Source organism: Bradyrhizobium sp. LeoA1Lang, assembly GCF_055413685.1.
On the sequence record NZ_JBVAPG010000005.1, the window covers coordinates 120,531 to 144,110 of the forward strand.

Annotated in this window: 24 protein-coding genes; 6 read left to right on the forward strand and 18 right to left on the reverse strand. The window is 61.3% G+C overall.

The genetic code is table 11. The annotated features are described in order from the left end of the window. Positions 1-21 precede the first annotated feature (21 nt). On the reverse strand, positions 22-471 hold the full coding sequence (locus ACZYOF_RS03280) for a cupin domain-containing protein (protein ID WP_463714789.1): 450 nt from the start codon (positions 469-471) through the stop codon (positions 22-24). Positions 472-725: 254 nt separating this feature from the next. Between ACZYOF_RS03280 and ACZYOF_RS03285 the strand changes: the two genes are divergently transcribed. Next, entirely contained in the window at positions 726-1,730 is a 1,005-nt protein-coding gene (locus ACZYOF_RS03285) for an AraC family transcriptional regulator (RefSeq protein ID WP_463714790.1), read from the forward strand. 18 nt (positions 1,731-1,748) lie between these two features. Here ACZYOF_RS03285 and ACZYOF_RS03290 read toward each other — a convergent pair whose 3' ends face one another. The 4 genes from ACZYOF_RS03290 to ACZYOF_RS03305 form a co-directional block, all read right to left on the reverse strand. After that, positions 1,749-1,961, reverse strand: a complete 213-nt coding sequence (locus tag ACZYOF_RS03290; RefSeq protein WP_394567503.1) for a hypothetical protein — start codon at positions 1,959-1,961, stop codon at positions 1,749-1,751. Between the two features lie 208 nt (positions 1,962-2,169). Continuing rightward, on the reverse strand, positions 2,170-3,219 hold the full coding sequence (locus ACZYOF_RS03295; RefSeq protein ID WP_463714791.1) for a hydroxyacid dehydrogenase: 1,050 nt from the start codon (positions 3,217-3,219) through the stop codon (positions 2,170-2,172). 15 nt (positions 3,220-3,234) lie between these two features. After that, the gene (locus ACZYOF_RS03300) at positions 3,235-4,131 is read right to left on the reverse strand and encodes an amidohydrolase family protein (RefSeq protein WP_463714792.1); all 897 of its coding nucleotides are present in this window, start codon (positions 4,129-4,131) and stop codon (positions 3,235-3,237) included. Between the two features lie 4 nt (positions 4,132-4,135). Further along, positions 4,136-5,101 (reverse strand): Bug family tripartite tricarboxylate transporter substrate binding protein, encoded by a 966-nt coding sequence (locus ACZYOF_RS03305; RefSeq protein WP_463714793.1) that lies wholly within the window; start codon positions 5,099-5,101, stop codon positions 4,136-4,138. Positions 5,102-5,286: 185 nt separating this feature from the next. Here ACZYOF_RS03305 and ACZYOF_RS03310 point away from each other — a divergent pair, with 185 nt between their 5' ends. Beyond that, positions 5,287-5,844 (forward strand): decarboxylase, encoded by a 558-nt coding sequence (locus tag ACZYOF_RS03310; RefSeq protein WP_394567499.1) that lies wholly within the window; start codon positions 5,287-5,289, stop codon positions 5,842-5,844. An 8-nt stretch (positions 5,845-5,852) separates the two neighbouring features. Next, positions 5,853-6,467: a thiamine pyrophosphate-dependent enzyme gene (locus ACZYOF_RS03315; protein WP_463714794.1), complete on the forward strand. Its 615-nt coding sequence runs from the start codon at positions 5,853-5,855 to the stop codon at positions 6,465-6,467. Positions 6,468-6,471: 4 nt separating this feature from the next. On the opposite strand, the gene ACZYOF_RS03320 is transcribed toward ACZYOF_RS03315, so the two are convergent. From ACZYOF_RS03320 to gcl, 3 genes are read right to left on the reverse strand one after another with little or no spacing between them, the layout of a single operon-like run. Beyond that, positions 6,472-7,371, reverse strand: a complete 900-nt coding sequence (locus tag ACZYOF_RS03320; protein ID WP_463714795.1) for a 2-hydroxy-3-oxopropionate reductase — start codon at positions 7,369-7,371, stop codon at positions 6,472-6,474. 19 nt (positions 7,372-7,390) lie between these two features. After that, positions 7,391-8,176: a hydroxypyruvate isomerase gene (gene hyi / locus ACZYOF_RS03325; RefSeq protein ID WP_463714796.1), complete on the reverse strand. Its 786-nt coding sequence runs from the start codon at positions 8,174-8,176 to the stop codon at positions 7,391-7,393. An 11-nt stretch (positions 8,177-8,187) separates the two neighbouring features. Then, positions 8,188-9,990 carry a glyoxylate carboligase gene (gene gcl, locus ACZYOF_RS03330; protein ID WP_463714797.1) on the reverse strand — a complete coding sequence of 601 codons (1,803 nt, stop codon included), beginning with the start codon at positions 9,988-9,990 and terminating at the stop codon, positions 8,188-8,190. Positions 9,991-10,387: 397 nt separating this feature from the next. Between gcl and ACZYOF_RS03335 the strand changes: the two genes are divergently transcribed. Then, positions 10,388-11,383 (forward strand): IS30 family transposase, encoded by a 996-nt coding sequence (locus tag ACZYOF_RS03335; protein WP_463714804.1) that lies wholly within the window; start codon positions 10,388-10,390, stop codon positions 11,381-11,383. Positions 11,384-12,441: 1,058 nt separating this feature from the next. On the opposite strand, the gene ACZYOF_RS03340 is transcribed toward ACZYOF_RS03335, so the two are convergent. The 10 genes from ACZYOF_RS03340 to ACZYOF_RS03385 all read right to left on the reverse strand — a co-directional run bounded on the left by ACZYOF_RS03340 (position 12,442) and on the right by ACZYOF_RS03385 (position 20,851). Further along, positions 12,442-12,690: a ketopantoate reductase C-terminal domain-containing protein gene (locus ACZYOF_RS03340; protein ID WP_463714798.1), complete on the reverse strand. Its 249-nt coding sequence runs from the start codon at positions 12,688-12,690 to the stop codon at positions 12,442-12,444. Positions 12,691-12,870: 180 nt separating this feature from the next. Further along, positions 12,871-14,187, reverse strand: coding sequence for an amidase (locus tag ACZYOF_RS03345; protein WP_463714799.1), 1,317 nt, complete (start codon positions 14,185-14,187; stop codon positions 12,871-12,873). A gap of 92 nt (positions 14,188-14,279) precedes the next feature. Continuing rightward, positions 14,280-15,263 (reverse strand): ABC transporter substrate-binding protein, encoded by a 984-nt coding sequence (locus tag ACZYOF_RS03350; RefSeq protein ID WP_282526322.1) that lies wholly within the window; start codon positions 15,261-15,263, stop codon positions 14,280-14,282. Between the two features lie 24 nt (positions 15,264-15,287). After that, positions 15,288-16,142: an ABC transporter permease gene (locus ACZYOF_RS03355; RefSeq protein ID WP_282526321.1), complete on the reverse strand. Its 855-nt coding sequence runs from the start codon at positions 16,140-16,142 to the stop codon at positions 15,288-15,290. After that, entirely contained in the window at positions 16,139-16,921 is a 783-nt protein-coding gene (locus ACZYOF_RS03360) for an ABC transporter ATP-binding protein (RefSeq protein WP_130579495.1), read from the reverse strand. The genes ACZYOF_RS03355 and ACZYOF_RS03360 overlap by 4 nt, the downstream gene beginning before the upstream one ends. A gap of 293 nt (positions 16,922-17,214) precedes the next feature. Further along, on the reverse strand, positions 17,215-17,676 hold the full coding sequence (locus ACZYOF_RS03365) for a MarR family winged helix-turn-helix transcriptional regulator (RefSeq protein WP_130579494.1): 462 nt from the start codon (positions 17,674-17,676) through the stop codon (positions 17,215-17,217). A 48-nt stretch (positions 17,677-17,724) separates the two neighbouring features. Next, complete coding sequence (locus ACZYOF_RS03370; protein WP_463714800.1) at positions 17,725-18,606, reverse strand: NmrA family NAD(P)-binding protein; 882 nt, start codon at positions 18,604-18,606, stop codon at positions 17,725-17,727. Between the two features lie 240 nt (positions 18,607-18,846). Continuing rightward, positions 18,847-19,197, reverse strand: coding sequence for a ketopantoate reductase C-terminal domain-containing protein (locus tag ACZYOF_RS03375; protein ID WP_463714801.1), 351 nt, complete (start codon positions 19,195-19,197; stop codon positions 18,847-18,849). An 85-nt stretch (positions 19,198-19,282) separates the two neighbouring features. Beyond that, the gene (locus tag ACZYOF_RS03380) at positions 19,283-19,987 is read right to left on the reverse strand and encodes an SDR family NAD(P)-dependent oxidoreductase (RefSeq protein ID WP_463714802.1); all 705 of its coding nucleotides are present in this window, start codon (positions 19,985-19,987) and stop codon (positions 19,283-19,285) included. A 171-nt stretch (positions 19,988-20,158) separates the two neighbouring features. Further along, entirely contained in the window at positions 20,159-20,851 is a 693-nt protein-coding gene (locus tag ACZYOF_RS03385) for a TetR/AcrR family transcriptional regulator (protein ID WP_130579491.1), read from the reverse strand. Positions 20,852-21,040: 189 nt separating this feature from the next. Between ACZYOF_RS03385 and ACZYOF_RS03390 the strand changes: the two genes are divergently transcribed. Next, entirely contained in the window at positions 21,041-22,207 is a 1,167-nt protein-coding gene (locus ACZYOF_RS03390) for a serine hydrolase domain-containing protein (RefSeq protein WP_165421148.1), read from the forward strand. Between the two features lie 213 nt (positions 22,208-22,420). Further along, positions 22,421-23,254, forward strand: a complete 834-nt coding sequence (locus tag ACZYOF_RS03395) for a Bug family tripartite tricarboxylate transporter substrate binding protein (protein ID WP_463714803.1) — start codon at positions 22,421-22,423, stop codon at positions 23,252-23,254. Positions 23,255-23,580: the final 326 nt, after the last annotated feature.

A 23,580-nucleotide genomic window follows, 5' to 3' on the forward strand; every position in this document is an offset into this window, starting at 1 on the left:
GGGCCCGCTACCAGGGCAAGATCAGTCGTTGGCTTCCGGCGGCAGGAAATTCACCTCGTGCTCGGCGGAAATGCGCACCACCTCTGCCGGGTCCTGCAGATTGTGCAGCTTGTCGAACAACGCCTCCAGCTTCTGCATCGGAGAGACCCAGAACAGCGCGCGCGTCGGCTTGTCCGACTTGTTGAAATAGCCGTGGGGAATGCCGCGCGGCATGCGCACGAGGTCACCCGCCTCGGCTTTCACCCAGACGCCGTCGAGCTTGAGGTCGAGCGTGCCTTCCTGGACCAGGATGAACTCGTCCTGGGTCGGATGGATGTGCACCGGCACGAACTGGCCGGGATCGCTGTTGGTCTCGAATGCAAAGGTCGAGTCGGTGACCGCCTTGGGAAAATAGACCTGGCCCAGAATATTCCAGGTCTTGCCGCCGTAACCCGTGCCGCTCCGCGTAATGCCTTTCTCGAGCGCACCCATTCCGCCACCTCCATGTCTGGACTGCACCGTGCCCGTGAGGCTGTCGTCGGAGTGACGGCTTGTCTAGCCGATAAACGAATCCCGCGGCCACGGCGCTTATGTTGCGCTGCAGGAGGAGCTGTCGCTGCCCAAGCGCGCGGCAAACGCCAGCATAGCGATCCGGCAGGCTGCGCGCCGAAACTGCGTTTCCCCATGCCGAAAGATGCATTAGGCTCCCGATATTTTAAACCTCAAGCAACTCCGCGGCGGTTGCGATGAACGCAGGTGCCTTGGCCAACACCCGGCTTGCTGATTTCGCCCGCGTCTCGACCGCCAGCGTCGATGACGCCGCAGAGGCGATCGGACGGATTTTTTGCCCGCATGAACTGAAGCCCATCGGCCATTCCGAGAACGACTTCAGCGCCCAGCACAATTGCGCAGCCTTCGACGGGTTTTCGGTGAACTATGTCGCCTATGGCGGATCGGTCTCGATCGATCCCGGCTGCCTCGACCGGTTTTTCCTGCTGCAGATTCCGCTACATGGTTGCGCGGAGATACGGACGGCGGCGCGCGAGGTGATGACTGCGCGTGGCGCCGCGGCATCGCTGCTGTCGCCGACCGTGCCGACGCAGATGACGTGGCGACAGGATTGCGCCCAGCTCATCCTGCTGCTCGATCGCAAGCTCGTGGAACATCGCGCGGCAGCGCTCGCTGGGACGTCGACGAGAGCGGTGGAGTTCGATCCATCGGTCGACCTCACCACACCGTTTGGACATGCTCTTCAGGCAGGTATCTGCGATCTCGTGGAGAGAGCCGAGAGTCTTGGTCCGGCGAAGCGCCTGTCACCCCTGGCGGCAGCCGATTGGCGGGAACGATTGCTGAGCGCGCTACTCAACGGACAGCATCATGGTTTGAGCCGGGCGATCGCCATCTTCGAAGGCCGCGTCGAGACGCAGCCGATAGCGCTAAAGCGGGCGCGCGCCTGGCTCGAGGCCCAGGTCGATGAGCCGCTCGATCTCGTGCAGCTCGCCGACGAAGCCGGCGTCGGTATTCGCGCATTACAGCTCGGCTTCCGCCGCCATTTCGGGACGACCATTTCGGCGATGCTGCAGGACATACGGCTCGCCCGGCTCAATGCCCGGCTGAAAGCGGCGCGGCCGGGCGAACGCGTCGTCGACATCGCCTTCGATCTTGGCTTCAACCATCTGAGCCGGATGGCAAGTGCTTATCGCGCGAAGTTCGGCGAGAGCCCCTCGGCGACGTTGCGGCGCCTGAGCTGATTTCAAGCGAGCGAATGACTATGAGGGAAAATCTGCCGAGTCGATCCGGATGCGGTCAGCGTGCAGCGACCAGTCACACAGCGCCTGCGTCTCGCAGAATTTCTGCTTGGCCATTTCCGCGGCTTGACCTTCGTTTGAGGCATTAACTTCCAGCGAACTCTGGCAAACCTCCCGCTCGCGACCATTGTCACCAAGTACGTCCTTCATGAAGCTAACGACAAATCGTGACATGGGAGCCTCCTGCTACACGGGTAGCGTCGGAATTTGGATACTAGCATTCTGGGAAAAAGAGTTGAGGGAAATCAAGGCCGATGACCGCCAATCGTACCGCGATCCCGGGCGCCGGCGAACGGCACGCCGGCAACCCCGATCCGGCGCGGTTCCACGTCTTCCGCTGCCTGTGCATTTGGCAGTGGATTTGACCAAAATCAGCATCGCCCTATTTCGGCGCAAACCCAAACGTCCGTTCAAAGCGCCTGGCGTAAACCGGCCAGACCTCGGGATTGATGATCCGCGGCGGCCGCTTGCCGTCGAGCGCGTCCAGGACCTGCTCGGCGGCGATGCGGCCCATGTTCTCGCGCGCCTCCCGGGTGACGCCGGCCGTATGCGGACTGGCGAGCACGTTGTCGAACTGCAGCAGCGGATGCTCCGGCGGCGGCGGTTCCTTGGCCCAGACGTCCAGGCCGGCGCCGGCGATGCGCTTGTTGCGCAGCGCATCCTCCAGCGCCTCCTCGTCATGGATGAAGCCGCGCGCCGTTGTGATGAAGAACGCATGCTGCTGCATCAGCGCGAATTCGCGCCCTCCGATCATGCCGCGGCTTTCCTTCGTCAGCGGGCAACTGATCGAGACATAGTCGGCACGGCGCAGCAGCTCGTCGAGCTCGACCTTCTCGCCTCCCCGCTTGCCCATCTCCTCGGCGCTCAAATAGGGATCGTAGGCGATCACCTTCATGTGTAGGAGCCCTCTGCAGAGCTCGGCGATCCGGCGGCCGACATTGCCAAGACCGATGATGCCAATGGTCTTGCCCTGCGCCTCGTTGCCGATCAGCGCATTGCGGTTGACGTCCCGCTGGCGCCGCAGCACGCGATCGGACTCGATGATCCGCTTCGACAGGGTGAGCAGCATCCCCAGCGCGTGCTCGGCCACCGAATTGGCGTTGCCGCCAGATTGATTGACCACCAGCACGCCGGCCGCGGTGCAAGCGTCGACGTCGACGGGATCGAAGCCCGCGCCGTTGGAGGAGACGATCAAGAGGTTCGGCGTGCGGCGAAGCAGGTCATGGTCGACATGGAAGTGCCTGGCCAGTTCGTCGCGCGCCGCGCCGATCTGGTAGGCATGCGCCGCTTGGAGGATCGGTGCTGCGACCTCGTCGGGGCTCTCATTCTCCAGCCGGTCGAGCCGCACGTCGGGACGGCTCTTGAGGATATCCGCGTAGATATTGTGGGCGAGGTATTTGACGTAGAAGACGCGCTTGTTGTTGACGGTCATGTCCTTCTGCAACTTTCAGTTCGGGAAACCATAGAGTCTTGCGGGATTGGCGATGAGGATACGCTGCTGCGTCGCCTCATCCGGTGTCCATTGCTGGAACAATTCGAGCAGATGGCCGGCATCGGGCATCTCGCCCTCCACACGCGGATGCGGCCAGTCGCCGCCCCAGACGAGGCGCTCGGGATTCGCGTTCACCAGGGCCTCGTGGAACGGCCGGGCATCGGGATAATCGGGCGCCTGCTGGCTGAGGCGATGCGCGCCGGAGAGTTTAGCCCAGCACCAGCCGTCGGCGACCGCGCGGAGCAGGCTCCGGAACCCCTCGGTGCCGGTGCCGGCGCGGGCATCGGTACGGCCCATATGGTCGATCACAACAGGCAGGCGGAAGGATTTCAGCAGCGGGATCGCCTGCGGCAAATCCTTGACGTCGATCCAGAGTTGAAGATGCCAGCCGAGCTCAGCCATTACAGGCGCGAGCCTCTCGGCTTCCGTCAGCGGAACGCCGCCGCGATAGTGCAACTGGCCGCCGCGGAAGAAATGGTTGAAGCGCAAGCCACGCACGCCGAGCGCGTTCCATTCGCGCAGCGTGGCCGGCGCGACGCGCGCATCGGCTACCGCGACGCCGCGCAGGCGATCGGGCATGCGCCGGAGCGCATCCAGCATCGCGGAATTGTCGCTGCCATGCGCACTGCCCTGGACCAGCACGCCGCGCGCAAACCCGATGATATCGAGCATAGCAAGGTATTTTTCCAGCGGCGCATCGGGCGGCGTGTAACTGCGATCCTCCGCATAGGGAAAGCGATCGGACGGACCGAACACGTGGGCATGGCTATCGCAAGCGCCCGGCGGCAGCGGCACCTTCGGACGGCTGACCTCGCGCGGCGGCAGGCAGGCGGGAATGGCTGAAGCGGTCATCGCGCTATTCCGCCGTCATGCCGGCGGCCTTGATGATTGGCCCCCATTTCTCATAGTCGGCATGGATCTTGGCATCGAACTTTTCCGGCGCGCTCCCGATCGGCACCGCGCCGAGCTTGGTCAGCCGTTCCTTTACCATCTCCGTGTTCAGTGCGGCCACGAAGTCGTGCGAAAGCTTTGTCACGAGATCGGGGACCATGCCGCCCGGCCCGAGCAGCCCCCACCACACCTCGGTGTCGTAGCCCGGCACGGCCTCGGACAGGCTGGGGACGTCAGGCAGGAACGGCGCCCGCGCCGCCGTGGTGACGGCCAGCGCCCGGACCGTGCCGGCCTGCAATTGGCCGACCGACTCCGGACCATTGTTGAACGACATCGGGATCTGCCCGCCCAGGAGGTCGTTAATCGCCGGCATGCCGCCTTTGTAGGGGATTGCGTTGAGGTCGATCTTCGCCAGGTTCTTCAGGAGTTCGCCCGCCAGATGGGTCGATGTGCCATTGCCGGCGTGACCGTAGGACAGGCTGCCCGGCTTGGCCTTCGCAGCCGCGATGATTTCGGCAGCCGACTTGAACGGGGAATCCGCGCGCACCAGCAGCACATTGGGCGAGGACGCCAGCAGGGAAATCGGCGAGAAATCCTTGAACGTGTCGTAGGGCAGCTTGGGATAGAGGAATGGATTGGTGGCGTGGCCGCTCGCCACCACAATCAGCTCATAGCCGTCCGGCGCCGAGGTGGCGATTGCCTGCGACGCGATCACGCCGCCCGCGCCGGGCCGGTTCTCGACGACGATCGATTGTCCCCATTGTTTCGACACCACGTCGGCGAGCGTGCGGGTGAGCACGTCGACGCCCCCGCCGGGCGGATAGGGGACCAGGATATGAACAGGCTTGGCGGGAAACGGCTGTGCGAACACCGAGCCGACCGCAAGGGACATGACCGCCGCAATGGCGGCTCGCCAGAACCAACTGGCCACGACATTCCTCCCACTGCTCTCGTCTTATTGTCGTTGCCGCCTGTATCGCATAGCGGACCCTTATCCGCACCAGCGGAAACCGCAGGTCGCGTTGCGACTGCGACATGTTGACAATCGCGCCGGTCGGGTGAAGTTTTGCCGCGAGAAAGCGGCCGCAGCGTCGCGGGATGTTAGGGAGAGCAGACATGGCGCTCGCGGAGGATGAAAGCTCGCTCAAGACCGCAGCGGAGAAGAGCTGGCACGGCATCGTGTTGCAGACGCTCAAGCGCAACGAGGTCAGCCTCGTGCCCTATGTGCCGGACCGTGTGCTGACGCCGCTGATCAAGAACCTGCACGCCGATCCCTTCTTCACGACCTTTCCCGCCGCGCGCGAGGAGGAAGCGGTCGGCATCGTCTCCGGCGCCTGGATGGGCGGGGTGCGTGGCGCGGTGCTGATGCAGACCTCCGGCTTCGCGACGCTTGCGAATGTCCTGGCCTCGCTCGCGATCCCCTACCAGATCCCGGTGATCATGTTCGTCTCCGAGCGCGGTACGCTCGGCGAATTCAATTACGGTCAGGCGCTGGTCTGCCGCACCATGCGGCCCGTGCTCGACTCGCTGGCGATGGAGCATCACACGGCGACCCGGCTCGACGAGTTCGAATTCATCGTCGACCGCTCGATCAAGCAGGCCGTGGCCACGCAGGCGCCGGTGGCGCTGATCCTCTCGCCGCTCCTTACGGGCGGCAAGGTCTTTGACAAGTGAGCGGTCCCATGAACACGGCAAGCAAAACCCCCGCCCGCAACACCAAGGTGATGAACCGGTTCGACCTCACCTCGCGTCTCGTCGCAAGGCTGAAGAACGAAGAGGCCGTGGTCGGCGGCATCGGCAACACCAATTTCGACCTCTGGGCCGCCGGCCATCGCCCGCAGAACTTTTACATGCTGGGAAGCATGGGGCTCGCCTTTCCGATCGCGCTCGGCGTGGCGCTGGCGCAGCCCAAACGGCGCGTGTTCGCGCTGGAGGGCGACGGCTCGCTGCTGATGCAGCTCGGCTCGCTCTCGACGATCGCAACGCTGGCGCCGAAGAACCTCACCATGGTCGTGATGGACAACGGCATCTACCAGATCACCGGCGCGCAGCCGACGCCGGCAGCGGCGGCCTCCGATCTCGTCGCCATCGCGGTGGCGAGCGGTCTTCCGAACAGCTCCTGGGCCGCCGATGAGGATGATTTCGAGCGCCTGATCGATCAGTCGCTCATCTCGGAAGGCCCGACGCTAATCGGCGTGCGCATCGACGACAAGCCTGGCACCGGCGCGACCCGTCGCGATCCCGTGCAGATCAGGGAACGCTTCATGCTCGGCCTCGGCGTGCGGCAACCGTTGTAGAATTTCATTCACCACGTCCCGCCGTGCCGATCTCGTGATCTCCCATCAGCTCGAGCGCCTGCACCATCGCCGAATGGTCCCACGCCTTGCCGCCGTGAGCGGTGCAGGAACTGAACAATTGCTGCGCAATCGCCGTGCTCGGCAGTGAAAGTCCGAGCGCGCGGGCGCCTTCGAGCGCGAGGTTGAGATCCTTCTGATGCAATTCGATACGGAAGCCCGGTTCGAAATTGCGCTTCACCATGCGTTCGCCATGCACTTCCAGAATCCGCGACGACGCGAAGCCGCCCATCAGCGCTTGCCGCACCAGCGCGGGGTCGGCACCGGCTTTCGAAGCAAATAGCAAGGCTTCACCGACCGCCTCGATCGTCAGCGCGACGATGATCTGGTTGGCGACCTTGGTGGTCTGTCCGTCACCGTTGCCGCCAACCCGCGTGATGTTCTTGCCCATCTTCTCGAACACCGGCTTCATCGTGTTGAACGCACGCTCTGGCCCGCCCACCATGATGGTCAGGCTCGCCGCCTTGGCGCCGACCTCGCCACCGGACACCGGCGCATCGAGATAGTCTGCGCCAAGCGCCTCGATCTCCTTCGCGAATTCCTTCGTCGCAAGCGGCGAGATCGAGCTCATGTCGACGACGATTTTGCCTTTCGACAGTCCTTCGGCGACGCCGCCGGGGCCGAACAACACCGCCTCCACATGCGGCGTGTCCGGCACCATGACGATGACGGCTTCCGCTTCCTGCGCGACCTCCCTGCCCGATTTGCAGACGACACCGCCGCCCGAGACCTGCTCCGGCGGGATCGGCCCGACGTCATGCAGAAACAGGCGATGGCCAGCCGCTTGAAGGTGACCCGCCATCGGGCGTCCCATGGTGCCGAGGCCGATGAATCCAATCTTTGCCATTGCGATATTCCCCTGCAAATCAAGTGACGAGCGTGAGCGCCGCGTGCCAACCGAGACCGTCAACGGTCGTCGTCCGCGGCTTGTATTCGCATCCGACCCAGCCGCGATAACCAATCGCGTCGAGATGACGGAACAGGAAGGGGTAGTTGATCTCACCGGTGCCCGGCTCGTTGCGGCCGGGATTGTCGGCGAGCTGAATATGCTCGATGCGCGCCAGGTATTTTTGCACGGTGCGGGCGATGTCACCCTCCATCACCTGCATGTGGTAGATGTCATATTGGATGAAGAGATTGCTCGAGCCCACGTCGGCGATGAGCTGCGCCGCCTGCTCGGTACGGTTCAGGAAGAAGCCGGGGATATCGAGCGTGTTGATCGGCTCGACCAGGAGCTTGATTTGCTCCTTGGCGAGCGCGTTGGCGGCAAAGCGCAGATTGTTGACCAGCACCTCGTTCAATTCGAGCGGATCGGCGTCGCGCGGTGCGATACCGACCAGGCAATTCAACTGCCGACAGTCGAGCGCCTTGGCGTAATCAATGGCGCGAAAGACACCGTCGCGGAATTCATCGACCCGATCGGAAAAGATCGCAATGCCGCGCTCGCCTCGCGCCCAATCGCCGGCGGGGAGATTGTGCAGGACCTGGATCAAGCCGTGCTTATCAAGCTGCTCACGCAGCTCGGCTCTATCGAAGTCATAGGGGAACAGATATTCGACGCCATTGAAACCGGCGGCCTTGGCGGCGGCGAAGCGCTCCAGGAACGGCAATTCCCCGAACAGCATCGTGAGATTGGCAGCAAATTTCGGCACAATCCAACTCCTTACTCGGCGGGCAGCAATTTGCCGGGCTGGCGCGCATCAACGCGCGGCGGCACCTCGTCCAGCGGCAAGTCGAGCAGTTCCTCGAACTCCACGACGTTGTCGATCTCGGTACCCATCGCGATATTGGTCACGCGCTCGAGGATGAACTCGACCACGACCGGTACCCGATACTTCGCCATCCATTCGCGCGCGGTCGCGAATGCCGCCTGCGCATCGTTCGGGTCGGTGACGCGGATCGCCTTGCAGCCGAGGCCTTCGGCGACCGCGACGTGGTCGACGCCGTAAGAGCCGATCTCGGGCGCGTTGATGTTCTCGAACGACAATTGCACCTGGTAGTCCATGTCGAAACCGCGCTGCGCCTGGCGGATCAGGCCGAGATAGGAATTGTTCACGACGATATGGATGTACGGCAATTTGAACTGCGCCCCGACTGCGAGCTCCTCAATCAGGAACTGGAAATCATAGTCGCCCGAGAGCGCGACGATTTCGCGATCCGGATCGGCGGCGCGCACGCCGAGCGCGGCGGGGAGCGTCCAACCCAGGGGTCCCGCCTGCCCGGCATTGATCCAATTGCGCGGATGATAGACGCGCAGGAATTGCGCGCCGGCGATCTGCGACAGTCCGATCACGGTGACGTAGCAAGTGTCGCGGCCGAAGGCACGGTTCATCTCCTGATAGACACGCTGCGGCTTGATCGGCACATCGTCGAAGTGGCTCTTGCGCAGCATCGTGCGCTTGCGGTCCTGGCATGAGGCCGGCCACGCCTGTCGCTCGCGGAGCTTTCCGGATTTCCGCCATTCCTTCGCAACACTGACGAACAGTTCAAGCGCCGCCTTGGCGTCGGACACGATGCCGAGGTCCGGATTGAACACGCGGCCGATCTGTGTCGGCTCGATGTCGACATGCACGAAGGTGCGACCCTTGGTGTAGGTCTCGATCGAGCCGGTGTGCCGGTTGGCCCAGCGGTTGCCGATGCCGAGCACGAAATCGGATTGCAGCATGGTGGCATTGCCGTAGCGGTGGCTGGTCTGCAGCCCGACCATCCCGGCCATCAGCACGTGGTCGTCGGGGATCGCGCCCCAGCCCATCAGCGTCGGTACCACGGGCACGTTGACGGTTTCGGCAAAATTCACCAGCAGTTCGGATGCATCGGCGTTGATGACGCCGCCGCCGGCCACGATCAGCGGCCGCTCGGCCATATTCAGCATTTCGAGCGCGCGCTCGATCTGCGCGCGCGTCGCGATCGGCTTGTAGACCGACAGCGGCGCATAGGTCTCGTCGTCAAATTCGATCTCGGCGAGTTGCACGTCGAGCGGCAGGTCGATCAGCACGGGACCCGGACGCCCCGAGCGCATCAGGTGGAACGCCTGGCTGAACACGCGCGGCACGAGGCCAGGCTCGCGCACCGTGACCGCCCATTTCGTCACCGGCTTTGCGATCGACTCGATATCGATGGCCTGGAAATCCTCCTTGTAGAGCCGCGCCCGCGGCGCCTGCCCGGTGATGCAGAGGATCGGAATGGAATCGGCGATCGCCGAATAGAGCCCGGTGATCATATCGGTACCCGCCGGACCCGACGTGCCGATGCAGACACCGATGTTGCCGCACTTGGCGCGGGTGTACCCCTCCGCCATGTGGGAGGCGCCCTCGACATGACGCGCGAGGATATGCCGGATCGAGCCACGCTTCTTCAGCGCCGAATAGAGCGGATTGATCGCCGCGCCGGGAACACCGAACGCGCAAGCTACCCCTTCTTTCTCGAGAATACGCACCGCCGCATCGACCGCCCGCATCTTCGCCATGTCGCGCCTCGCTGATGTTGCATCGGCGTGATGATCACGGGAGCGATCGACAATCTCAACGACGCTGATTTTGTTTCCCACGATACGGAATGAACGGCGAAAAACCGCGCTGGATCAAACGATTGGAGCGCCGACGGAATGAAAGCATACGACAGCCGCGCGCGGACAGATCGTTTCACTCGCAGCAATGACGACGGAGAGTCCCTGATTCAAATGTCAAACAGCCTTCCGCTGTCATCGTCCGCCACCGGGTCGGCGCAAAGCGCCGCCCGATGACAGGCTCCGGCGGACGATTCAGTGTTCCAGAGGCGGCGGTGCTTGAACCGCTGGGCCGCCGGGTACTGGATGCCCCCTGGGTTCACGACACAAGTGCAACACCTGCTAAGGTGTTGTGGCGATGGGACGGTGTTATGGCCAGCTCAGCCTTGAAGAGCGCGTTGAGATCTACCGCCTGCATGCAGGCGGTAGATCTCAGAACCAAATTGCGTCTGCGCTTGGCCGGGCGCCGTCGACGATCAGTCGGGAACTGCGGCGCAACTCCCGGCCGACCAAGGTTTGGGCGGGCGGCTACGAGCCGGTCCGGGCGCAACACCTGACCGAGCGCCGGCGACGATGGGATTGCCGCTTCAAGCTGGCGCGCCAGCCAGACCTGCGGGACCGCGTGGGCAAAGGCCTTGCGATGGGACATTCCCCAGAGCAGATCGCAGGCCGACTGGCGCTGGAGCATGGTCGCGTGGTCGTCAGCCATGAGTCAATCTATCGTTTCATCTATCATCGCACGGCCCAGAAGGATTATTGGTATCGCCTGCTGCAGCGTCACAAAAAAAAGCGAGGCCGACGCGGACGCAGCCGCATCAGCGTCATCAAGCACCGGCGCGCGATCGCCGAGCGACCCGCCGAGGCTGAAGGTCGCGGAACGCCGGGCCATTGGGAAGCCGCCTTCATGCTGTTCGCCCGATGTGGCCAAGGCTTGCTGGTTCTCCACGAACGACAAACCCGCTTCAATATCGTTCACCGCCCACGCGATCGAAAAGCCGTCCTCACCGCTCGGACCATCACGCGTCAGCTCGGCAGATTTCCAGGGGCGATGCGCAAAACCATCAGCTTCGACAACGGGAACGAGTTCGCCGAGCATCACAGGCTTCACCAAACCCTCGGCCTCCAGACCTTCTTCTGCGACCCCCATAGTCCCTGGCAAAAGGGCGGCGTGGAAAACGCGATCGGACGACTACGACGGTTCCTGCCGCGCAAAGCTGACCTCAACCTCATCACGGCAGCCGATCTCAGGCGGCATGTTCTCCGCCTCAACAACACCCCACGCAAATGTCTGGACTTCAAAACACCCGCCGAGGCATTCTCCGACCTCAAATCAACCGTTGCACTTCAATCGTGAATCCATCCCCCCCGGCCTGCGCGGGGCATGACGGTGGAGTGAGGGATGGATACGAGTCCGCATTCTCGCGGCATGTGGTGCCCGAGGTTTGCGTTCGTTTCACCCTCTCATTGAGCAGAGGGCGCAGGGAAAGCCGGGTGCCGATTGCACCCATGGGTCCCGTGCAAAGAAAGCACGGGGTAGGACCACAGGTTCAACCGGATTCACTCCGGCTTTCCCTGCACAATGGTTTTACGGCTCGGGCTTGCGAACACGTGGGTCATCGCCGCGTACCAATGAACTCCTGCCGCGTGCAGTGGCAGGAGTGTAACTGGCCGTACCGTAGTGCTACCTGACGCCTCAGCGCCAGGTTGCCGGTTCGCAGGGAGGATTACTCCACGCACCTCCGGCAAACTGGCCAACGTCTGGAGCCCGGATGCAGTGAACGACGCGGGAGGGATGGATGACAGCACCGTTTCTGTCGCGCCACGCCGCCCTGGTGCCTGAGCCCCGGGTTGCCGGTTCGCAAGGAGGATTATTCCACGGACCTCCGGCAAACTGGCCAGTGTCTGGAGCCCGGATGCAGTGAACGACGCGGGAGGGATGGATGACTGCGCCGTTTTTGTCGTACCACGCCGCCATGGCCGGACTAGCGAACATGGCCACAGCGATCAGTGCTGCCGAAAAGAGCTTACTCATTGCGTCCTCCTTTGATTTGCCTCGGGCCTCGGACGAATAAGTGTCTGGAAATTTATGGCACCGACCTGGCCCGAGCGATGCTGCGCCAACAACCTGAGTGAACCTAAACGTTAGCGCTGCTCCCCAGCGGCGGACTATGCATTTTCGGCAATTGAACGGATCGACGTCGCATTTTTCGTTGCAGGTGCCATCTCGCGACCGTCTCGAATCGCCCGTCGGGCCCGGGGGTGTCCGTATTGACCGCTACAGGAACGCCGCGATGTCGGCTTCTGGCCCCGTAGCTGTCCGATTTAAGCGGACGGAGTTTGTCTGCTCCGCCCCGGTCGTTCAGACGTCAACCGGCTCTGCTATTGCGAGCGCATCAAGGCGGACAAACCGACTCAGTTCAACCGCAGTTCCGTGATGTGCCGCGGATCCGGGCTCAGCTCATTACGCTCCACGCGCTTGACGAGATCCGTCAGCACAGCATTGGCCGTGCGCGGCAGACCGATCTTTTCGCCCTCGCGCACCACGAAACCATTGAGGAATTCGATCTCGGTGCGCCGGCCCTTCTGTACGTCTTGGCCCATCGAGGGATGCGGCTCTGAAGAGGTGCACTTGCCGTCCTTGAAGCGCTGCTCGTCGCACACGCAGCGCCGTCGCGTCGCCCTCCCCGGCATGCGCGATCGTCTCGGGCGATGCGACTGATAGTCTGCAATGGCTGGAGCCTGTTCAGTGATGCTTCTATCCGTGACCATCAGAACCAAGGCGCGACATAATCGGTCGCGATCAGCGCAGGCGGGAAGATATCGCGCTTTCCCCCACGGCATCTATTCGCTCTGCTGGCGCCCGGTCTTGATAGCGAGCGAGGTTTCGCACCATTTGGCGATCCGCAGCAGCTTCAGGTCTTCGCCGAATGGCGCGACAAGCTGGATTCCCCTGGGCAGGCCGCTCGGCCCGATGCCGGCAGGCAATGCGATCGCCGGAACCCCGAGAGTTGTCCAGGGCACGCACAGGCCAGGGTCGCCGGTATCAGACAATCCTTCCGGCGCTTCACCTGTTGCTGCGGTCGTAAGAACACCGTCGAAGCCTGCGAGCGCGCGGGTGAAATCGGCGCGGAGCGCAAGCTGCCTCGCGCGGGCGGAAATATACTCGGTCGCGGAAATCGACGCGCCGCGTTCGACGAGGGCCTTAAGTCGGGCGCTGGTCTTGTCCGGGAAACGTGTGACGAGAGCACCGAAATTCGCCGCCCCTTCCGCGCCGCAGAGCGTAGCCGAGAGGCCTGGCAGTTGCTCGAACTCCGCAGGCAACGTAAACGGCTCGACGATCGCTCCGACATCTCTGAAGAGAGCGGCGACTTGCGCGAGCAGCGCGCTTTGGCTTTCGTCCAAGGCCGGCGTTGCCGCCGGACGAAGCCACGCGATCCGCGGTGCGGGAAAAGGATCAATGCCTTCAGGGTAAATCTGAAGCGGCGCCTGCCGAGAAGCACCGGGGCCACCCGCCAGCAGCGCCAGCAGATACGCGGCGTCATCCACGCTGCGGGCGAACAGGCCGAGATGGTCCAGGGATTGCGAGAGCGGATGGACGCCCTTCAGACTGATGGTGCCGAAGCTGGGTTTTAATCCCACCACACCACAATAGGCGGCAGGTCGCAGGATCGAACCCAGAGTCTGCGTGCCCAGCGCCGCTTGCACCGATCCGCCTGCAACGGCCGCTGCAGAGCCGGAGGAAGAACCGCCGGGCGTGTGCCTTGGATTCCAAGGGTTGCGGGTCGGGCCGGGTTCGCGCCATGCGAATTCGGTGGTGACCGTCTTGCCGAGAACCGTCGCCGAGAGATCTTTCAGGCGGCTGACGACCCAGGCATCCTCATTCGGCTGGTGATCTGCATACACCGGCGAACCGTAGGTGGTCGGCATATCGGCCGTGTCTATAAGATCTTTCACACCGACCGCGACACCTGCGAGTGGCCCATTTCCCGCTGAAGCGATGGGCGGTTCGGACGGCAAATAAGCGAAGGCGCGAAGATCAGGTTCGACAGCCGCGGCGCGCGCGTGACTGGCCGCAATCAGGTTCTGCGCTTGTGCCGCGCCCCCAGCGATCATGCTGATGATTTCGAGGAGGCCAGAATGGTCTTGCGCGAAGTTCATGTTCGGAAGGGCCCATAACCAAGGTGAGGAAGGTCAAAAGGCAAACGGCTCCGGGGTCAGCCCGAAGCCGTTGCGACGAAGATCGGCGAAGGTCAGTTCGTGGATATCGCCTTTTCGATATAGGTTCTCGGAACGAAGGTCTTGTAGTCAGGCTGGGCGGCGAGATTGCCGAGCGCGATCTGCGTCTCGAGCGCAAGCTTCAGCGCGTCGGGCGTGATATCGACACTGGTGGGGTAAACGTTGTCGGCAAGCATGCGCTTTACCGCCGCTTCCACCACGGCAGGCTCAAGATTCGGGAATTCCTTCTGCGCGATTGCCACCGTGCGCGCCTCGTTCTTGTGCATGAAACGCACCGCCATTTCGAGGCCATTGGTCAGCCGCTGGGCAAGGTCCGGATCGACATCGTTGCGCGCGGTGATGGTAGAGAAGGCATAGGCGCCGTACAGTTTCGGGAAGCCGACCACCACCTTCATGCCCTTGGCCACCACCTGGTCGAGGCCAGGCTCGTACATGACCGCCACTTTGGCCTGGCCGGCGACGAAGGGACCGGGCTCGGTGCCGAGCGGAACCTGAATCATCTCGACGTCCTTGCTGGCATCCATGCCGTTTTCCTTCAGCAGCTTGATGAACAGTGAGGTGCTGGTGGTCGGCATCAGCCCAGTTACGATCTTCTGGCCTTTGAGATCTTTCACACTGTCGAACTTGAAGTCGGGCGTGGCGGCGATCCATACGGCAGCGCCATTCACGACGTTGGCGATCGTGTTCACCGGTGCGCCCTTGGACGCAGCGATGGCCGTCCATTCGGGTCCATGAAGCGAGAATTGCGCGCTCTTGGAGATCACGGCCGAGAGAGCAACGCTTCCGGAGCCGGCGCTTTCCTTGTTGAGATCAAGCCCCTGCTTTTCGAAAAAGCCCTCGTTCATGCCGACATAGAGTGGCAAGTATAGCAGGGATTGAAACGCCTGAGAGATGGTCGCCTTCTTCATCTCGGCGGAAGCCGGCCCTGCTGCGGTTATGCCGAGAGCAAGAGCGAGGGCAACGGAAAGAGTGCTCAGTTTCGGAAGTCGCCGTCTCATTTTTGGAAGTCTCCTGAAAGAGGATCAAACGTTGATCTGCGTGCCGCCCTGCTGTTGCTTCCACGGAAGCAGCCAGTTCTCGATGACCTCGACCAAGTGGTAGAAAAGAAAGCCAACGAGCATCAGCGTGAACAGGCCGGCCCACACCGTATTGAGATCGTAAAGACTCGAGGCCACGTAGATGACGTGGCCTAGACCATGCTGGGAGGAGATGAATTCCCCCACGACCGCGCCCACCAGGGCGAATCCGATATTGATGCGGAAGGTGGCGATGATCGCGGGCAAGGTCGAGGGCGCGATCACCCGCTTGAAGATCTGCTGCTTGGACGCGCCCATGGAGAAAAGCAGCGCCTGGAGATCTTTGTCCGCGTCCTTTGCCGCCTGGTAGGCGGTGATGAGAGCGACGATGGAGGTGAGCGAGATCGCGAGCGCGACCTTCGATAGCAAGCCGGTGCCGAACCACAGGATGATGATTGGTGCCAGCGCGATTTTCGGCACCGAATTGATGGCCGCGATGAACGGTTCCACCAGCCGCGCCACGAACACCGAATACCACAGCGCAAGGCCGATGACCGAACCGATCACGGTACCGAAGGTAAATCCCAGGATCGCCTCGAATATTGTGTAGCCGGTATCAGCAAAAAGGGAGCCGTTCGCGATGGAACCGATGAGGTTGCGCAGAACACCGCTCGGCTGACCAACAAGGAAGCCCGACAACCATCCCCATCGCACCGCCGCTTCCCAAAGCAGGAAGAAACCGACAACAGCGAGTATCTGAAGAGCGCTTCGCCCGATAAGGGAATCGAACACATTACGGCGCTTTTTCTCGCGTGGGCGAGCGGGCGCCGCGGTTTTTACAACTTGAGCCGTTTCCGTCATGCACTCTTCCTGGTCTGGATATCGAGCTCCGCACAGAGCGTGTGGAAATAACCGGAGAAGCGTGGATCGCTTCGCGCTGCGATCGGAGAATGTTCGTTCAGCGCGATGTCGTGAACGGCCTTGACTCGCGCCGGACGTTGACTGAGCACGACCACACGTTTGGAAAGCGCCACTGCCTCATCGATGTCGTGGGTCACGAGGATCACGGTCTTGTGAAAGGTTTCCACCGCCTCCATCAGGATGCCCTCGAGATACAGCCGCGTCTGATAATCGAGCGCCGAGAACGGCTCATCGAGGAGCAGGATGTCGGGATCGAGCACGAGAGTGCGGATCAAGGCCACGCGCTGACGCATACCGCCGGACAGCATCTTGGGATATGAGTTCTCAAAGCCGGAAAGACCGAACGTGCTGAGATATTCCCTCGCGGTATCCAGAGCCCGTTTTGGATCGATGCCCTTGGTCTCAAGGCCGAGCAGAACGTTGTCCAGCACCGTGCGCCAAGGGAAAAGCAGATCCTTTTGCATCATATAGCCCACGCGACCGCGTAAGCTTTCCACTTCCTGGCCGCGATAGAGCATGACGCCATCATCGGGATCCACAAGGCCGGCGATAATATTGAACACCGTCGTCTTGCCACAGCCACTCGGGCCAATGATGCTGACGAAATCACGCTCATGGATATCGAAGGTTAAGCCGTCGAGAACCTGCGTCGCAGCTTCCTTTCCGGGAAAGCTCTTACGGATGCCGTTCAAACGAAGTTGCACTTTGGGCGATGACATGGTGTCTCCTGTCCACCATGCACTTCAAGCAACCACCGTGCCAAACTCGACGGCATAAGTGCGTAAGAAATTGCGCTGTTGAGCGTGCGTTCCGGCCGGATGGGCTTCTTGCTGCCTTTGATTCGAGCACGTGCTGCCTTTTTGCAGCCAGCCCGATTCACGGGGACGAAGTTTGTCCGCTCCGCCCCCGGTAACATCAATTTGTTCTGCTATTGCGAGGGCGTGAAGGCGAACCTTGGAGCGAGCGTCTTGCCCCAGCCGGCGACGCCGGCATGTCTGAAGCGGTGGGAAATTCAGTCTTCGGATGAACTTGTCGCCAGGCTGCCGACGACCATCTTTCTCAATCCGCGGCGCAGCTCTGTTACATTTTTCGCACCGTTCACTTGCTCGAATTGCCGCTGGGCTTCGCGCCAGAGAGGGGACGCTTCAGCGTGAAGACGACGTCCTTTTTCGGTGAGTTCGATGAGTCGGCTTCGACCGTCGGTGGGTGACGGCCGGATTTTGATCAGGCCATCGCGCTCCAAAAAGCCGGCCATTTTCCCCATCGCCGTCCGTTCGATGTCGAGGCGTTCGGCAAGGGCATTGATCGCTGCACTCCCCACCTGACTGAGGACCGCCAGGGTTAGAAATTGCGTGATGCGCAGGCCAGTCGGCTCAAGATGAGCATCGTAAAAGCGGGTGATCTGCCGGCTCGCCTTCCTCATGGCGTTGCAGTTGCACTCGTCGACCCTGAGCGGTTGGTTGGCCAGCAGCATCTTTCCCCCTCGCGATCTCCGTTGATGGTCCGAATCTTCAGCGCCTTGTCAAACGAAGACATGGCGGTATTTTTCGATGAAAGCCGGCACCGAAAGCGCGGGCGTCCCGGTGATCTTTTCGACGTTGTCGTTCGTGCCCGCGAAGATGCCATCCCGATAGTTCTGCGCGACTTCGACGAGGTGCTGCACCAGGAACGGGGGAAACTTGAGCACTTGCTCCATGTTCTGCTTGAACTCCTCGATCGATGTCGGCGCATACTCGATGTTGGCGCCAAGGACCTTGCTCATGGCGGCGGCGATCTCAGCATGGTTCATCTCGACCGGGCCATGAAGCGTGTAGGTCTTGCCCTCGTGGCCTTTTGGATTGGCCAGGATGTGGGCGATGACTCGCCCCTGGTCGTCGCTGGCGATGGGCGCGTGACGGCCGTTCCCGAATGGGAATTCGATCTTCTTCCTGGCCCAGATATCCTTGCCGAGATGCGGGTAGACAAGCCAGTCGGCGAAGAAGGTGGGACGGAGATGGGTCGTCGCGACACCTGACCAATCGAAGATCCGCTCGGCCACCCAGTGGTCCTGCGCAGCATGGCTTCTCGCCTCTCGGCGCGCCGAGATCTGCGACATGTTGACGATTGCAGTAACGCCCGCCTCCTTAGCGGCCTGTGCGAAATAGGCTGAAGCGCCGACGATTCCCGGCGCGATCGGATGAAGGAAATAGGCCGATCGGACGCCTTCCATGGCCGCACGGATGCGGTCGATGTCGGTGAAATCACCGACCGCGATATCGACACCGCGAGCCCGCAGAGCAGCGGCGCGTTCACCGTTCGAGCGCACATAGGCCCGCACGCGCCTGCCCATCTTGAGCAGTTCGTCGATGGCAGCACGGCCGGTGCGTCCGGTAGCACCGCTCACAAGAACCTCAGCCTCACTCATGACAAGCATCCTTCCGTTGAGAGCATATGTCCGTAAAAATAGAGGTATATGCTCTTATCGCAAGCCCCTCCGGACTAATTTGCTGCCGCCATCTAATTCACTCTATTTTTCAGCTAGATAAGCCCTCGAATTCGGATGCGACCGGCGGGAATGTCAACGCCAGTGCCGGCCTGCTCCGCTCTTGCGAGCGCACCTCAGTTCAGCCGCAACTCAGTAATGTGCCGCGGATCCGGGCTCAGCTCATTCCGCTCCACGCGCTTGACGAGGTCCGTCAGCACGGCATTGGCCGCACAGGCGAGGCCGATCTTCTCGCCTTCGCGCCACGAAACCGTTGAGGAACTCGATCTCGGTGCGGCGGCCCTTCTGCACATCCTGGCCCATCGAGGGACGCTGCTCTGAAGAGGTGCGATTGCCGTCCTTGAAGCGCTGCTCGTCGCAGACCCGCATCGCCGTCTCGTCGCCTTCTCCGGCGCGCGCGATCGTCTCAGGCGGCCGATGCTGTGCGCTTGCCTCGACGCCGCTTTTGTGAAGGGTTTCGGATGCTGGCCGCTTGAAGACGGCGCCGCGCGTTCGGCGGCCGAAACCCTTCACAATAGCAGCCCTCAGCTCCGCTTAGATTTGCGATAACGACCTGCATCTGAACAACTTTGCCTACGAATGCGACATTTTATCTACCTCACGTCATATATCGCCCGGCGTCAATATGGATCGTCTGCCCGGTAAGATACTCGGTTTCCATGATCATTCTAACCGCAGGCCAGATTTCGTCGGGACGTCCAAAACGGCCGAGCGGGAGGCTCTTGTCCGACTGATGCGCAGCACGATTGATCACGGTGGCAATGAGCGACGGAGCGATGGCATTTGCCGTAATTCTATGTTCGCGAAGATACGTCGCGTAGTAGTGCATCAACCCCTCCATTCCGGCCTTGGATGCTGCGTAGGCTGCCGAGATGATTCCCCCCGTCCTCGCGGCCCCTGAAGACATGAAAATCAGCCGGCCACCATTTTTCATCATGCGAGGTATGGCCGCCTGCGAGACCAAAAATGCAGAGAGTAGATTGAGCTTCAACACTTGGTCGAATGCATCGGACGTCAGGCTTTCAAGGGGAATCTTCTCGCCAACCCCGGCGTTGTTGATGACACAGTCGAGCCTTCCATATTGATCGACGGCCGCTGATATAAGTCCGCGAGCATCCGCCTCAACGCTTACATCACCTTGCACTGCTATAGCCTGCCCCCCTGCGTTGACGATCGACGCGACGACCTCCTCCGCGGCGTCATGAGACCTGGCGAAGTTAATTACCACAGGGTGGCCCTCTCGAGCGCAATCAACGGCAACCTGCCTGCCAATCCCCCGAGATGCACCGGTGATGAGCGTCACTTGTCTGTCCACGTTTCCATACCTTTGATTTGGGATCAGTTCGTCTAAGGCGCGCTTTGCGAAGAACCGCCAACGGGGCGAAGTGTCGATCACGTTTGAGTAGGGACCGCAGCCTTGCACCTCGGTCTCGAGTTGCGCCGTCCAGCGACCACGCGAGGATAGCCAGTCCGATCAATCGCCGATCTGCAGGATGCTGCGAAAGACGATGGTAATTTCTGAAGCGATTTGAGAATCGTCGGATGGAGCGAACCTGCCAACCGAGGCCGGACGAAAGATCAGCCGCTGCTGCAAGAGTGCGACGACCGAGCGGACAGCCAAGTCGACCCGCTCTTCGGACATTATCCGACGTTTCGGCAGTTTCTGACGCAGGATGGCTGATACGCGGGTCGAAACCAACGCAATCAGTGCTCCAGCCCCTTCGTAGATTTCTTGATCGTCGAGAAGGAGCGTTGATCGCAACATGTGCTGCCTGCGAGAATAGTGCCTGGTGAGGTTTCGCAGGATCAGCCGTATCGAGTCGTCGAGCGACAAATCCTTGTGAGCATCTGTACTCAAGCTCTCTTCGATTTGCGTAACTTGCTGGTTCCGGAAAGATTCGTGCAGAGCCACGAGGATACTGCGCTTGTCCTTGAATCTCGCATAGATCGAGGCTGGCACGCACCCGGCCCGCGCTGCGATTTCCGGGATGGTAATGTCGTCGAACGATCGGCCGTCCAAGAGGACGTTCAGCGCCTGTACGATGTCGGCCAATCTCTGTTCGCTGCGCGCCTGCTTTGGGGCGTTGACGCGCGCGAGCTTCGAAATTGCCGCCAGACCCTGAGGCTGTTCAGCTCCGATTGGTGATGCGTTTCTTGGTTTGGCCACTCAGCGTCCCGTCCGGTTCGATCCAGTTTGATGAAGCAATATACCGCAGGCAGTTCGGCCTTGACCAATCTAGAATTAGAATCTAAATCTATTTTTCTCCGGCCGCAAGGGCCTTCGCTTGCTGAGCAGCCGCCCTCCCCAATCGACGTTGAGGCGCCCTACTCCACAGATCGAAATTCGAGGACTTCCATGATCAGAATCGACACATCGCCCGCGGATGTCGGGATGGACGAGGAAAAGCTGACGCTCCTCCGGGAAGATATCGAGACGGACATCGAAAGCGGCCTGTCCGATGGATCGGTCATCCTCATCGCACGCCGGGGAAAAATCGTGATGCATGAAGCGATTGGTTTTGCGGATCGAAAAGCCGGCCGGAAGATCAAGACAGACGACGTACTCCCCGTCATGTCGCTAACCAAACAGCTCACGGCCGCCACCGTCTTCCGCTTTATCGATCGCGGACAGGTGACGCTCACCACACGCATCGCCGAGGTGATTCCGGAATTCGCCTGCAACGGCAAAGAGCGAGTGACGATCCGTGATACCCTGAGCCATCAGGCTGGACTCCCGATGCAACATCCCGTCGAGGATTGGAGCCAAGGGAACGAAGCATACGTGGCCAAGATATGCGCGATGCCGCCCGAATTGGCAGCGGACGGTGTCGTAAACTATCATGCCGGTGCGGCCCATGCGATCCTGGGGGAAGTCGTGCGACGGCTCGATGATCGGAATCGATCATTGACGCAGATCATGGCCGACGAAATCCTGGTCCCGACCGGCATGACCGACACCGCGCTGACATTGATCGGCCGGAATGATCTGGCCGACCGATCCGCACCTATCACAATGTGCGACGACTCCAAAGAGACGATCCCTCAGCAAGATATCGAGCGCATCGCGGAAATCTGCGCCACGGTTGAATTTCCCGCTGGAGGCGCCGTGTCTACGGCTTACGATCAATATCGCTTCGCGGAGATGTTCAGACTGGGCGGAGCCCTGAACGGCGTGCGCGTGCTTTCTCCGGCGATCATAAAGGCGGCGACGACGATCCAGACAGGGACAAAGCTGAGTGGCCTCTACAAGGCATCCGCCGAGAACAATTTTACCGAGCCATTTCCCGCGAACATCGGTCTGTCGTTTTACGTGCGAGGCGAAGGCGTATTCCTTGCCAGCATGGGTACGTTGAGTTCACCGAGCACTTTCGGCGGATCCGGCTTTGGCGGGCAACTGTTTTGGGTGGACCCGGAAAGACAACTGACATTCGTCCATCTCGTGGTCGGGTATCCGCAGCTCTACAAATCACGAAAGCGTTCGCAGCGACTTTCCGACCTCGTCATCTCCGCCGTATCGGACTGAAGCACGAAGCCGACTCGCGCTCAGCGTCGCGTACTGCCGCCAGGCGGTGAGCATGTGCGTAACAACTGGAGATCAAGAATGTCGAGCTATAGAATCGTCGCTGGGGTAATTGCCCTAACTTTCGCTTGCGGTCTCGGCTCACTCGCGGCAGCGGAATATCCTTCGAGGCCAATCCGGCTTGTGGTACCGGCCTCCGCCGGGAGCAGCGCAGACTTGGGCGCGCGCGTGTTCGCCAAGAAGCTCTCCACGATCCTCGGTCAATCGTTGGTTATCGAGAACAAAGTGGGCGCTGGAGGGCGCATCGGAGCGGCAGACGCAGCGCGAGCCGCTCCGGACGGATACACGCTGTTGTATGGCACTTCCATCACTCATGCTCTCTATCCCGCACTCATCAAATCGCTCCCATACGACCCTTTCAGGGATTTTGTGCCTCTCGGGCAGATCTTCTGGTTTGCCACGATGATCGTTTGCAATTCGCAAATGCCGTTCACCGAACTAAAGGGACTGATCGAGTTCGCAAGAGGAAATCCCGAGAAGCTCTCATTCGCCAATTCAGGGATAGGTGGCGGCAATCACTTCAGTGGCGAGTTGTTCGCCAAGGCGGCGGGCATCAAGGTTCAGCACATTCCCTTTCGAGGTAATGCGCCCGGCATCCAGGCGGTCGTCGCGAATTTCGTGAGTTGCACGTCCCAGACTGAAGTGAAGTCCTTCGTGGAAGCTGGCCAAATCCGCGCTTTTGTCACCACCGGTAAGGATCGTGATCCACGCTTTCCGGACCTTCCTACCGTGGCACAGGCGGGATTGCCAGGCGCCGAGACGACTTGGTGGCACGCGCTTTATGCGCCCTCCGGAACGCCAGCACCGATCGTTCAAAGACTCGAAGAAGCGGTAAGGGAAATCTCACGTGACGCCGGCATAGCCGGTCAGACGAGCGAGATCGGCCTTGTCCCACAATATCGCAGCCCAGAGGAGGTCACGCAGCGCACGAAAGACGACATTGAGCTATTCAGCAGGGTCGCCCGCGAGGGCGACATACACCTTGATTAGGCTCATCGAGAAACGGGCGACATACCGCGGACGTGCGGCGCATCGACAACTGCTGTTGAGGGCACATTGGGGAAGATTTCTCATCAGCTTGTATCTGAGCACAGCAGATTATCTTCGAGAAACCGGACCGATGGCTCCGTGCTGACGGTCGATTTCTTGTAAACATGATGCCAGGAGAATTGAGATGAGCATGAAGCTAGGTGCCGTCCGAAAAGCGGTTGGAATTGAAAGTGGCGTAGTCTCCGGGGTGATCAACCTCGAATCACCCGGCGTTGACGCGCCGGGCTGGAGACCACGCCATGACAAGCGTTACCACGAAGGCTTTA